Here is a 12,958-nt window from a genome sequence, read left to right on the forward strand (position 1 = left end):
GCCGCGCCAGCCACGCCCGGCGCAGGATCAGCGCGCGGGGATCGGCACGGCCGCGAACTGGACGAGCTTCCCGCGCCGCACCTTGAGGAGGGCGACCGACCCGTCCTTGAGCTTGCCGATGGCCGCGCGGAGGCCGGCGACATCCTTCACGGGGGCGCCGTTCACCTCGAGGATCACGTCGCCCACCTCGATCTCCTGGACCTTGCTGCCCGAGGCGAACCCGTCGACCCGCACCCCGCCGCCCGGGGCCTCGGAGACCTGGATGCCGAGCTTCTCGGCGCTCAGCTGGCGCTCGGGCCGGGCGCCCTGGCTCGGCCGCTCACGGCCCGCCGCGTCGCCCTCCTCGTCTTGCAGCGCGTCCAGCTTGGCCGTGACCTGTTGCTGCTTCTGGGCGCGCACCAGCGTCACCGCGATCTCCGCGCCGGGCGCGTTGCGCGCCACGTTGCGCCGCAGCTCCTCGGCGTGGTTGATGGGGACGCCGTTCACGTTCACGATCACGTCGCCCGGCTTGATGCCGGCGCGCGCGGCCGCGCCGCCCGGCTCGACCTCGGCGACGAGCGCGCCCCGAGGCCCGTCCAGGTGGAGCGCGCTGGCGAGATCGCGCGTGACGGGCTGGAACAGGAGGCCGAGCTTGCCGCGCTCGACGAAGCCCTTCTCACGGAGCTGCGGGAGCACGTCCTTCAGCGCGTCGATCGGGATCGCGAAGCCGATGCCGTTCGCGCCCGCCCGGATCGCGGTGTTGATGCCCACGACCTCGCCCCGCCAGTTGAACAGCGGGCCGCCGCTGTTGCCCGGGTTGATCGACGCGTCGGTCTGGATGAAGTCGTCGTACGGCCCAGCGCCGATCGCGCGCGCCTTCGCGCTGACGATGCCGAGCGTGACCGTGTGGCCGAGCCCGAAGGGGTTGCCGACCGCGAGCACGTGCTCGCCGACCCGCAGCTGCTCGCTCGCCCCGAGCGGCGCCACAGGCAGGCCGCTCGCGCCCTTCAGGCGGAGGAGCGCGAGATCGAGCTTGGGATCGCGGCCGACGACCTCGGCATCGAACTCCCGCTCGTCGGCGAGCCGCACGCGGACGCCGGACGCGTCGTGGATGACGTGCTCGTTCGTCACGACGTAGCCGCTCGGGTCGATGATGAAGCCGGTACCGAGCGCCGTCTGGGTCGGCTGCTGGCCCCGCGGGTTGAGCCGGCCGCCGCCTTGCGGGCCTTGCGGACCGAAGAAGAACTGGAAGGGGTCGAGCCCTTCGGGTCCCTGGACCTCATGCGTCGTCGTGATGTTGACGACCATCGGCTTGACCCGCTCTGACAGGGCGGCGACATCGAAGGTGGCCGGCACCGGCGCCGTCGCCGGCGGGAGCGTCACGGTCGCCACCGGCGGCGCCGCGGCCTGCGGCGAGGCAGCGGCCTGGGTGGAAGGCGGCGCGGCGTGGGCCTGTTGACCGCAGCCGCCAAGGGCCAGCCCCGCTGCCATGAGCAAGGCGAGGGCCGAAGCGCGCGAACGATAGGAAACCGCTTGAATCATGAAATCTCCGTCAGGCAGTCGAAAGGTCCCGTCCTGCCATCGACGAACATGGGAGCGACAGCGTTCATTCCGCCGCACCAATAACGCCGCAGCCTCGGCTGACAAGGGCGCTCGCCTCGGTGCTGGCGAGCGGGCCCCGCGCCTGCCTGCCCGTCCACGGCGGCACGCAGCCGGACGGCGGTGTCCGTCGAGATTTGAGCCGCGCGCTCGGCAAGGCTGCTAGGGTGCGCCCTCCTGGAGGAGAGGCGAGCGATGGCGAGCGATGAGGGTCTGCTGCGAGGACGCAAGATCGGGTTTCTTGGCGGCGGAAACATGGCGGAGGCGCTCATCCGCGGCCTCGTCCAGGGCGGCGCCGTGGGCGCGGAGCAGATCCGCGCGAGCGATCTCAAGGGCGAGCGGCTCTCGTTTCTCCGCGGGCGCTACGGCATCGAGACCACCGAGGACAACGAGGCGCTCTGCCAGTGGGCCGACGTCCTCGTCATCGCCGTCAAGCCGCAGGTCGTCGATCGCATCCTCGCCCCCATCTCGTCGGGGCTCGGCCGCTCGGACGTCGTGATCTCGGTGGCGGCCGGCGTGCCGATCGACGCCATCGAGGCGCGCCTGCCCGAGGGGGCGCGCGTCATCCGCAGCATGCCGAACACAGCGGCGATCGCGCTCGCCGGCGCCACGGCGATCGCCGCCGGGAGCCACGCCACGAACGAGGACGTCGAGATCGCCCGGACCCTGTTCCAGGCGGTCGGCCGCGTCGTCGTGCTCGACGAGTCGCTGCTCGACGCGGTGACCGGCCTGTCGGGCAGCGGCCCCGCCTACGTCATGCTGATGATCGAGGCGCTCGCGGACGGCGGCGTGAAGGTCGGCCTCGGCCGGGACGCGGCGCTGCTGCTCGCGGCGCAGACGGTGTACGGCGCCGCCAAGCTCCAGCTCGAGACCGGCGAGCACCCGGGCCGCCTGAAGGACATGGTGACGAGCCCCGGCGGCACGGCCATCGCGGGGCTCCACACGCTGGAGGCAGGCGGCCTCCGCCGCACCTTGATCGACGCGGTCGAGGCGGCGTCCAACCGCTCGGCCGAACTGGGCGCCCAGATGGCGCAGAAGCTCCGCCGCACCTGAACCTGACAGGGAGCGCGCCTGTCCCTGATCGCTGGATACGAGCATGGGGGCAACCCCAGGCGGAGCGTTTGCCACCTCCGCCGAAGTGCGGTGTGTCCACGAGGCACGCTGAGTAAGCACGCCACACAAAGAGCGTTTCACCCGGGATCTCTACAGCGCTCCCGCTCCCGCCCCTCCAGAGAGTTCGACCACGCGGAGCCGGCGTTCGCCGGGCATCCTCAGGATCGATCGGTATGGACTCGCGTCGAGATATCGCTCTCTCGTTCAGCCGTACTTCCACTCCCCGTCGACCGCACCACGCGCGGTGTCACCGCCGGAGCTTGGCCTCGAAACTACAAGACGAGACACTCCACGGCATGCAGACAACACGACTTCTCCTTGCAGGGGTGGTTTGACGGGTCCCAGCGGCGGCGATGTCTGTCGTACCGCTTACCGCGTACCGCGATCGAGGCGCTCTGCGAGATCGCGCCCGTGACGTGCCCCGAGGTCCACGACGCGCGCTGCGCGCTCCACCCCCTGGCTCGCGCCGCCCGTTCTCCGACCTCAGGTGTTGGCGTTCGGCCGGCTCTTGACTATGTTTGCCGCGTCGCAGCGGGACAGGCGATCGCCGGCGGGCGGGGAAACCCGGCCGCGGGAGGAAAGTCCGAGCTCCGCAGGGCAGGGTGCCGGGTAACGCCCGGTGAGAGCGATCTCGAGGAAAGTGCAACAGAGAATAGACCGCCGCGCCGCGCGCTTCGCGAGGGCAAGGAGCCTCCTGCCCGGATGGGCTGGGCTCCGAGCCTCCGCTGGCTCGCCGCGCGGCAAGGGTGAAACGGCGGGGTAAGAGCCCACCGCGCCCTTGGCAACAAGGGCGGCACGGCAAACCCCACCTGGAGCAAGGCCGCGTAGGGAGGCGTCCGCGACGGCGACAGCCGCCGCGGCAAGGGTTGCCCGCCCCAGGCCTCCGGGTTGGCTGCTTGAGGCGCGCGGCGACGCGCGTCCTAGAGGAATGATCGCCAGCGCGAGGGGGGCGACTCCCCGCGCAACAGAACTCGGCTTACGTCTCCTGCGACCACGAAGCTCCGCCCCGGCGGGGCTTCGTGCTTTTGTGCTCGCCCGCCGCTCACCTGTGGCAAATCGCTACGCTGCCAGCGGCTGGAGGCGGTCGCGCAGCTTTTTCTTGGCGCGCGCCTCGAGCTGCCGAGCCCGCTCGCGCGACACGCCCAGGCGACGCCCGATCTCGGCGAGCGACAGCTCCTCCTCGGGATCCGCCATCATCCGGGTCTCGACGATGTACCGCTCCCGCGGGTCCAGGTTCTCCACCGCCTGCGTCAGCCGCTCCCGGAGCAGGGCCCCCTCCTCTGCGCGCGAGAAGCGCTCCTCCTGGTCCTGATCGTCCGCGGGCAGCGTGTCGACAAGCGACCGGGCGCCGTCCTCGAACACCTTCGTGTCGAGCGAGACGTCCCGGGCCTCCAGCCGGTGAGCCATCTCCAGCACCTTCTCCGCGGGCGCGCCGAACTTCTCGGCCAGCAGCCGATCCCCCTCCTCCCCCTCGCCCACGAGGCCCGCGATGCGCGCCCGCTCGCGCCGCAACCGGAAGAACATCTTCGAGCGGAGCGGGCCCGAGCCCACGCCGACCAGGCTCCAGGAGTGGATGACGTGGTTCAGGATGTACGCCCGGATCCAGTAGGCCGCGTAGGTCACGAAGCGGTTTCCGCGGTCCGGGTCGTACTTGCGGATCGCGTGGACGATCCCGAAGTTCCCCTCGGCGATGAGATCGGCGAGCGGGATCCCGTAACGCCGGTAGCTGATGGCTATCGAGACAACATGCCTCAGGTTTGCGAGCGCGAGCGCGGCTGCGGCCTGCTCGTCGCCGTGGTCCCGCCACCGTCGAGCGAGCTCGACTTCTTCCTCGCGCGACAGCTCCGGGATCTGCCGAACATGCGTGATGTAGCGCGAAACCGCGCTGGCCTGATCTCGGGACGTTTGCACAGGGTTTCCTTCGAGGTCCGAAGACCCCGGTTCGGTTGATGAGGCCGGCCGATGCCGGACCCCGGCTCCTGCTGTCGAGGTCGGCCGGGGCCGGACCTCGATCGCGTTGATCGCCTCGCCGGCACTTGCCGCCGAAGTGGTTGGTTCGAGATTCCGAAGAGAGCAGCCCACCCAGGCTGCGATGCAGCTGGCATGCCGCCCCGGGCGGGCAGCTTGTACACCATGGCTGCGAAGCGCTGGCGCATGCGCCTCAGGCTCGCCCGCGCGAGGGACGACCCAAACCGGAGGCGCTAGAGAGCCAGGAAGTCCGCGATGCTCCGGGCAGACGCGCTCTCGCGACCCGTGTGCATCTCGCGTCGGCCGCTCCAGAGATGAGCGGCGCGAACCAGGACGGAAGCGACGCCCGCGAAGAGGGCGGGCGCCTGATCAGACGGAATCTGACGGAATCAGACGGAGAACGAGGAGCCGCAGCCGCAGGTGCTCTTCACCGACGGGTTGCTGAACTTGAAGCCCGAGCCGTGGAGGCCTTCCACGTAGTCGATCTCCGTGCCGTCCAGGTACTGGAAGCTCAACGGGTCGATGTAGAGCTTGACTCCTCTGTCCTCGAACTCCTCGTCGAACTCCGTGGGCTTGTCCTCGAAGTACAGGTCGTACGAGAAGCCGGCGCACCCACCGCCCACGACGCGCAGGCGCAACCCCTGCCCCAGCAGCTCCTCCGCTGTCGCGATCTCCATCACCTTCTCGGCTGCCTTCTGCGTGATCGTGATCATCCTGGAATCTCCTCTGCGTGCTTTGTCGGCGGGGGACGGCAGGTCCTGTCTCTGACGGAGCGCTCGCCCCGCCAGAAGGCGAACCGTGCGGTGAGCCCGGCCGGCCGTGCCCTGGGTGGGGTGCTCAGGGCTCGCCAAAGATACGCACCTTCAGCGATGTCCGCCAGTGCCTCAGCCGGAGCGGCGTCGGGCGGCGCCCTGGCCGCCCGTTCGTCCAAGGATACCACCAGCCCGCCATTCGCCCCGCCCGTGCGCCCAGACGCGACCCCGACCGCTCATCCAGCAGCGTCGCAGCGTCGACGGATGAGTCCGCGGCCGGGACCGCCGCCGCCCGCTCGCAACCGACGCTTGACGCCGGCCGACAGGCCCGGCAGTGTTCAATCTGTTAATCCGGATTGAGAGATAAAAATCTCGGTCTGGAGCCGTCGCCTGGGGCCGGCCTCGACCGCTCCCCACCCGGACCGCGAGCCGGACGGCGGCGGGCCCCGGGCCGCCCTGCCCTCGCAGCAGAACGGCTGCCCTGCGGCCGCAACCCCCCACGGGAAAGAAGCGCAGGAGATGAGCAGAGTCATGAACGGAAGCGAACGCCCCGCGCGCATCGAAGAGATCCTCGAACACAGGATCCTGTGCCTCGACGGCGCGATGGGCACGATGATCCAGCGCTACCGCCTGGGCGAGGCCGACTACCGCGGCGAGCGCTTCCGCGATCACGCGATCGACCTCAAGGGCAACAGCGATCTCCTCGTGCTGACGCGGCCGGACGTCATCTCCGAGATCCACGGCGCGTACCTCGACGCCGGCGCCGACATCATCGAGACGAACACCTTCACGGGCACCTCGATCGCCCAGGCCGACTACCGGCTCGAGTCGCTCGCCTACGAGATCAACCTGACAGGGGCCCAGATCGCCCGGCAGGCGGCCGACGCGTGGACTGCGCGCACGCCCGGCAAGCCGCGCTTCGTCGCGGGCTCGATGGGGCCGACGCCGAAGACGCTGTCGATCTCGCCGAGCGTGAGCGACCCGTCGTTCCGCGCCGTCAGCTTCGACGAGCTGCGGCGGGCGTTCGCGGAGCAGGTGCGCGGGCTCGTCGACGGGGGGGTCGACGTGATCCTCGCGGAGACGTTCCTCGATACGCTGAACATGAAGGCGTGCCTCGTCGCGATGGAGGAGGTCTTCGCGGAGAAGGGGCGGCGCCTGCCGATCCTGCTCAGCGTGACGATCACCGACAGGAGCGGCAGGACGCTCTCCGGCCAGACGATCGACGCCTTCTGGACGAGCGTGGAGCACGCGAGCCCGCTCAGCGTCGGCCTCAACTGCGCCCTCGGCGCGAGCGACATGCGGCCGTACCTCGTGGATCTCGCGAAGCTCGCCCGGGCGCGGGTGAGCTGCTACCCGAACGCGGGCCTCCCCAACGCGTTCGGCGAGTACGACGAGCTCCCGGAGACGACGTCGCGGCTGCTCGCGGAGTTCGCGGAGAGCGGGCTCGTGAACATCGTCGGCGGCTGCTGCGGGACGACGCCGGATCACATCCGCGCGATCGCCCGAGCGACGGCGGAGCTCCGGCCGCGGCCCGTGCCCGCGGAGCGCGACGGCTTCGGGCGCTTCGCCGGCCTGGAGACGCTCGTCATCCGGCCCGACACGAACTTCCTGATGATCGGCGAGCGGACCAACGTGACCGGCTCGGCGCGGTTCATGGAGCTCATCAAGAAGGGCGACTTCACGACCGCGCTGGAGGTGGCGCTCGATCAGGTGCGCGGCGGGGCGAACATCCTCGACGTGAACATGGACGAGGGCATGCTCGACTCCGAGCAGGCGATGACGATCTTCCTGAACCTCGTCGCCACCGAGCCCGAGATCGCCCGCATCCCGGTCATGGTCGACAGCTCCAAGTGGTCGGTCATCGAGGCGGGGCTCAAGTGCATCCAGGGCAAGGGGATCGTCAACTCGATAAGCCTCAAGGAGGGGCCCGAGGACTTCCTCGAGAAGGCGCGCGCCGTGCGGCGCTACGGGGCGGGGGTCGTGGTGATGGCCTTCGACGAGATCGGCCAGGCCGAGACGGTGGAGCGCAAGGTCGCGATCTGCCAGCGCGCGTACAGGCTGCTCACCGAGGAGGCGGGCTTCGATCCGCAGGACATCGTCTTCGACCCGAACATCCTCGCCATCGCGACCGGCATCGAGGAGCACAGCGACTTCGCGAAGAGCTTCATCGAGGCGACGCGGATCATCAAGGCGACCTGCCCGGGGGCCCGCGTGAGCGGCGGCGTGTCGAACCTGTCGTTCTCGTTCCGCGGGAACAACGTCGTCCGCGAGGCGATGCACTCGGCCTTCCTGTTCCACGCGATCCGGGCCGGAATGGACATGGGCATCGTGAATGCGGGGCAGCTCGCGGTCTACGAGGACATCCCGAGGGACCTGCTCGAGCGGGTGGAGGACGTCCTCTTCAACCGGCGCCCGGACGCGACCGAGCGGCTCGTCGAGTTCGCCGAGCAGGTGAAGGGCAAGGGCAAGAAGAAGGAGCTCGACCTCGCCTGGCGCGACGGCCCGGTCGAGGAGCGGCTGTCGCACGCGCTCGTGAAGGGGCTCGTCGACTTCATCGAGGCGGACGTGGAGGAGGCGCGGAGGAAGTACGACAAGCCGCTCTCCATCATCGAGGGGCCGCTGATGGACGGGATGAAGATCGTCGGCGAGCTGTTCGGCGCCGGGAAGATGTTCCTGCCGCAGGTGGTGAAGAGCGCGCGCGTGATGAAGCGCGCCGTCGCGCACCTCCTGCCGTTCATGGAGGCCGAGAAGGCCGCCGCGGGTGGCTCGTCGTCGCAGGGGAAGATCGTGATGGCGACCGTGAAGGGCGACGTCCACGACATCGGCAAGAACATCGTGGGCGTGGTGCTCGGGTGCAACAACTACGAGGTGATCGACCTCGGCGTGATGGTGCACCAGGACAGGATCCTGGAGGCGGCGCTCCGCGAGGAGGCCGACATGATCGGGCTGAGCGGCCTCATCACGCCGTCGCTCGACGAGATGGTCAGCGTGGCGCGCGAGATGGAGCGCCGGGGAATCCGGCTGCCGCTGCTCATCGGCGGGGCGACGACGAGCCGGCAGCACACGGCGGTGAAGATCGCGCCGGAGTTCAGCGGGACGGTGGTGCACGTGCTCGACGCGTCGCGGGCCGTGGGCGTTGTGTCGAGCCTGCTCGATCGGGCGAACCGGCCTGCCTTCGACGCGCAGAACCGGGAGGAGCAGGCCCGGCTGCGCGAGCTCTTCGCGAGGAAGCGGGCGAAGCCGCTCGTGACGCTCGCGGCGGCGGACAGGGGGCGGCTCGAGCTCGCGTGGCGGCCGGAGGACATCGCGAGGCCGTCGTTCGCGGGGCGCCGCGCTGTGGAGGTGCCGCTCTCGGAGGTCGCGAGGTACATCGACTGGACGTTCTTCTTCACCGCGTGGGAGCTCAGGGGGCCGTTCCCGCAGATCCTGGAGCACCCGCAGTATGGCGAGGCGGCGCGCGAGCTGTTCGATCACGCGCAGAAGGTGCTGCAGCGGATCATCGATGGCCGGTTGCTCACGGCGCGGGGCGTCTACGGCTTCTGGCCGGCGAGCGGTGAGCAGCGGGACATCGTGGTCTACGCGGACGAGGCGAGGGCGCGGGAGCTGCTCCGGTTCAACATGCTGCGCCAGCAGCAGGTGAAGGGGCAGGGCGGCGCCGAGGAGGACGGAGACGGCGGCGACAAGGCCGCGGGCGGGGTGAGGCCGCACCTGTCGCTCGCCGACTTCGTGGCGCCGCGGGAGAGCGGGCTCGCCGATCACGTCGGCGCGTTCGCGGTGACGGCGGGGCTCGGGCTCGACGAGATCGTGCACGCGTACGAGAAGGACAAGGACGACTACAGCGCGATCGTCGCGAAGGCGCTGGCGGACCGGCTCGCGGAGGCGTTCGCCGAGCTGCTCCACGAGCGCGCGCGCAAGGACTGGGGGTACGGCGCGGGAGAGGCGCTGACCAGCGAGGAGCTCATCGAGGAGAAGTACCGGGGGATCCGGCCGGCGTTCGGGTACCCGGCGTGCCCGGATCACACCGAGAAGCGCAAGCTGTTCGCGCTGCTCGACGCGCCGTCGGTCGGCATCGAGCTGACGGAGAGCTGCGCGATGACGCCGGCCGCGAGCGTCAGCGGCATCTACCTCGCGCACCCGAAGGCGCGGTATTTCATGGTGGGCCGCCTCGGCAGGGATCAGGTCGCCGACTACGCGAAGCGCAAGGGGATGACGGTCGAGGAGGTGGAACGGTGGCTGTCGCCGAACCTGGGGTATGACCCGAAGGCGGCTGTCGATGAGGTGAGCGCCGTCGTGGCGGCGTGACGACCGACGTAGGCGGGGATGAGCCCAGGGGCGCACGTTTCATCGCAGGGTCATCGCAGGGACGGCGTCCGAGCGCGGCAGCAATCCGACGCAGACCGCGCGACGAGCCTTGTGATAACAACATCCCCATGTCCGAAGCCGACTGGTTTGCGCTGAACCGCGCCGCCTGGAACGCGCGCACCCGCGTGCACCTGGCGTCCAAATTCTACGATCTGGCCTCGTTCCGGGCCGGAGCGAGCTCTCTCAAGCCGATCGAGCTCGAGCAGGTCGGCGACGTGCGCGGAAAGTCGCTGCTGCACCTGCAATGCCATTTCGGGCAGGACACGCTCTCCTGGGCGCGGCTGGGCGCCCGTGTCACCGGGCTGGACCTCTCCGACGAGGCCATCACGGCGGCGCGCACGCTGGCGAAGGAGCTCTCTGTGGACGCGCGCTTCGTCGAGGCCAACGTCTACGACGCTCCCGAGGCCCTGGGCGGCGAGACGTTCGATATCGTCTTCACCTCGTACGGCGTCCTCGGGTGGCTCCCGGACATGACGCGCTGGGCGCGCGCGGCCGCGGCGTGCCTGAAGCCCGGGGGCGCCCTGCACCTCGTCGAATTCCACCCTCTCGTGTGGATCTTCGACGACGCGTTCGAGCAGATCGCCTACGCATACGACGGACACGGGGAGCCGATCGTCACCGAACAAACAGGCACGTACGCCGACAGGAGCGCGCCCGTGACGCTGAAGGAGATCGGCTTCAACCACGGGATCGGGACGGTGGTGTCAGCGCTCCTCGACGCGGGCCTCACGCTGGAGCGCCTGCGCGAGCTCGACTGGTCGCCCTACGACATCTTTCCGGACATGGTGGAGGGACCGCCAGGGCAGTTCCGCATGAAGAAGTTCGAGCGCCGGCTGCCGCTCGTCTATGCGCTCACGGCGCGACGGCGCTCCTGAGAGCCGCTATGCGCTCACGGCGCGACGGCGTCCCTGAGAGCCGCGTTCAGGCGGCGATCGCGTTCAGCGGGCTCGTCCGGCCGAGATCGCCGTAGAGGTCCTGGACGCGGCCGAGCCACCCGCTCCCCCGCCGTCTCCTTGTTTCATCGGGTCTTGCGGGGCGCGACATGAGCGCTCCCGTCACTCGCCGTCACTCGCCGTCACTCGCCGTCACTCGCCGTCACTCGCCGTCACTTGCACAGCACGCGCTCGTCCAGGGGGAGGCGCGGGCTGCGCTCCGGGCGCGCGAAGCTGTCGGACGACCGGAGCACGTCGCGGAGGCGCGCGTCGGCCAGCGCCACGAGCGCGGCCGGCGCGGCGGGCAGCGGTCCGTCGCACGGGATGGGCTGCACCATCGCGTGGACCATCGGACCGCGCTGGAGGAGGCTCTCGTACAGCGCGTGGCCGAAGACGAGCGCCGCGGCCTCGCCCCGCTGCACGGCGTCCCGCACCTCGCCGGCGCAGCGCTCCAGATCGGAGGCGTCGCCGAGGAGGGGCGCCGCGCGCGCGTCGGCGAGCAGCAGGAGCCCCCCCTCGTCGAGGAGCGCGAGCCCGTCCAGCTCGCGCGTGCGCGCCGGAGGGAGCGCCTCCGCGCCTGGATGGAGGCGCGCGGCGATCGCCCGGTGCTGGCGCGCGTGGAGCTCGGCCTTCGCGCGCGGGAAGGCGGCCCACACCAGCATGTTGAGGAAGTCGTGCCAGTTCCTCGGACGCGTGGGCACGCAGCCCTCGACGTGGATGCGCGCGTCGTAGAGCGCCGAGGGGTCGACGGGCCCGCGCCGCCCGCGCCGACGAGGCCGCGGCTTTTGCTCCGCAAAGCGCACGGGGAACCCCTCGCCGAGCGCCCGGTTGTAGTCCTCGACAGGCGGCCAGCCGGCGCACCCCGCGAACGCCTTGGCCAGGGGGCGGATGGGCCAGTAGAGCCGGCTCTTCTCGTAGAAGAGCGGCTCCCAGGGAGCGGGGGTGCTCCCTGGCGCGCCGCTCGAGTGCGGCGCAGCTCGGTCGGCGGCGCTCACGCGACGCAGGGTAGGAGCAGCGCGGCGAGAGCTCAAGCCGCGCGGGAGGCGGCGCCGGGGCGCGCTGAGCGCGAGGCGGCGGCCACGCGCCGAGAGCTGGGCCGCTGGTCGCCCGGGTGGCCCGCGGTGGACCGAGCGCACGCAGCGGGACAGAGGGCGCCGGTATCCCCGAGACTCCCTGTTTCAGCTCACCCGGTTTCCCACGACATCCATTCTCGCCCTCACACAACCATCACGGAACGAGAACTCGCGCCAAGCCTGGAGTGATGGCCGTTCACCGTGGACGTGGTCGCGACGGATCTGCCCCCACGCCCGCCGTCCGCGTGTCATCCTGAGAGAACGAGATGGCTCGCCTCGAGGACCGCCTGCCAGCGAACGCACCCGGCGATTACTTCGTCGACCGGTCGTGCATCGACTGCGACGTCTGCCGCCAGCTCGCCCCCTCTGTGTTCGCGCGCGCGCCGGCCTTCGAGCAGAGCATCGTGACTCGCCAGCCCGCGACGCCGGACGAGCACCTCCGCGCGGCCATGGCGCTCGTGTCGTGTCCGACCGCCTCCATCGGCACCACCGCGCCGGCGGCTGGAATGGCGGCCGCCACCTTCGCCTTCCCCGAGCCGATCGACGAGGATGTCTATTATTGCGGCTATTCCTCGTCGTCCTCGTTCGGGGCGGCGAGCTACCTCATCCGGCGACCCGAGGGCAACGTGCTCGTCGACTCGCCCCGCGCCGCCAGGCCGCTCATGAAGCGCATCCGCGAGCTCGGCGGCGTCCGGACCCTGGTGCTCACCCACCGCGACGACGTCGCCGATCACCGGATCTTCCGCGACACATTCGGGTGTGATCGCGTGATCCACGAGAGCGACGTCGACGACGGAACAGCGCTCGCCGAGGTGAAGATCGGGGGGCTCGACCCCGTGGCCCTCGCGCCCGATCTCACCTTGATCCCCGTCCCGGGCCACACGCGAGGCAGCGTCGCGCTCCTCCTCAGGGACCGATACCTCTTCACCGGGGATCATCTCTTCTTCTCCGGCGAGCTCGGGCGACTCGACGCGTCGCGCGACGTCTGCTGGTATTCCTGGGCGGAGCAGATCCGCTCGATGGAGCGCCTCCTCCAGCACCGGTTCACGTGGGTCCTGCCCGGCCACCTCCGCCGGTACCGCGCTCCCTCCGAGGACGCCATGCACGCCGAGCTCGCCGAGCTCATCGATCGCATGAAGATGGCGTGACGCGCGGACAGGCGCGCGCTTCGGCGAGCGGC

The 12,958-nt window shown here is 70.5% G+C and carries 8 protein-coding genes and 1 other RNA gene; 5 read left to right on the top strand and 4 right to left on the bottom strand.

Annotated elements, in window-relative coordinates:
- Positions 1–27: 27 nt before the first annotated feature.
- Positions 28–1,521 (bottom strand): Do family serine endopeptidase, encoded by a 1,494-nt coding sequence (locus WMF14_RS32415; RefSeq protein WP_272094798.1) that lies wholly within the window; start codon positions 1,519–1,521, stop codon positions 28–30.
- 252 nt (positions 1,522–1,773) lie between these two features.
- Between WMF14_RS32415 and proC the strand changes: the two genes are divergently transcribed.
- Both proC and rnpB read left to right on the top strand, forming a co-directional pair.
- Positions 1,774–2,631, top strand: a complete 858-nt coding sequence (proC, locus tag WMF14_RS32420) for a pyrroline-5-carboxylate reductase (protein ID WP_437792544.1) — start codon at positions 1,774–1,776, stop codon at positions 2,629–2,631.
- Between the two features lie 588 nt (positions 2,632–3,219).
- Positions 3,220–3,684, top strand: an RNA gene (gene rnpB, locus WMF14_RS32425) — RNase P RNA component class A.
- A gap of 66 nt (positions 3,685–3,750) precedes the next feature.
- Here rnpB and WMF14_RS32430 read toward each other — a convergent pair.
- Both WMF14_RS32430 and erpA read right to left on the bottom strand, forming a co-directional pair.
- A complete protein-coding gene (locus WMF14_RS32430; RefSeq protein WP_012238497.1) occupies positions 3,751–4,602 on the bottom strand; it encodes a sigma-70 family RNA polymerase sigma factor in 852 nt (283 codons plus the stop codon).
- 446 nt (positions 4,603–5,048) lie between these two features.
- A complete protein-coding gene (gene erpA, locus WMF14_RS32435; protein ID WP_272094801.1) occupies positions 5,049–5,372 on the bottom strand; it encodes an iron-sulfur cluster insertion protein ErpA in 324 nt (107 codons plus the stop codon).
- A gap of 570 nt (positions 5,373–5,942) precedes the next feature.
- Between erpA and metH the strand changes: the two genes are divergently transcribed.
- Both metH and WMF14_RS32445 read left to right on the top strand, forming a co-directional pair.
- Positions 5,943–9,713, top strand: a complete 3,771-nt coding sequence (gene metH, locus WMF14_RS32440) for a methionine synthase (RefSeq protein ID WP_437792547.1) — start codon at positions 5,943–5,945, stop codon at positions 9,711–9,713.
- A gap of 128 nt (positions 9,714–9,841) precedes the next feature.
- Positions 9,842–10,648: a class I SAM-dependent methyltransferase gene (locus tag WMF14_RS32445; RefSeq protein WP_437792549.1), complete on the top strand. Its 807-nt coding sequence runs from the start codon at positions 9,842–9,844 to the stop codon at positions 10,646–10,648.
- Positions 10,649–10,878: 230 nt separating this feature from the next.
- Here the strand turns inward: WMF14_RS32445 and WMF14_RS32450 are convergent, their stop codons facing one another.
- Positions 10,879–11,700 (bottom strand): DUF3025 domain-containing protein, encoded by an 822-nt coding sequence (locus WMF14_RS32450; RefSeq protein WP_437792550.1) that lies wholly within the window; start codon positions 11,698–11,700, stop codon positions 10,879–10,881.
- 344 nt (positions 11,701–12,044) lie between these two features.
- Here WMF14_RS32450 and WMF14_RS32455 point away from each other — a divergent pair, with 344 nt between their 5' ends.
- Complete coding sequence (locus tag WMF14_RS32455) at positions 12,045–12,926, top strand: MBL fold metallo-hydrolase (protein WP_437792552.1); 882 nt, start codon at positions 12,045–12,047, stop codon at positions 12,924–12,926.
- Positions 12,927–12,958 lie beyond the last annotated feature (32 nt).

The sequence above is a fragment of the Sorangium sp. So ce693 genome (assembly GCF_051521375.1).
GTDB classification, from domain to species: Bacteria; Myxococcota_A; Polyangia; order Polyangiales; family Polyangiaceae; genus Sorangium; species Sorangium atrum.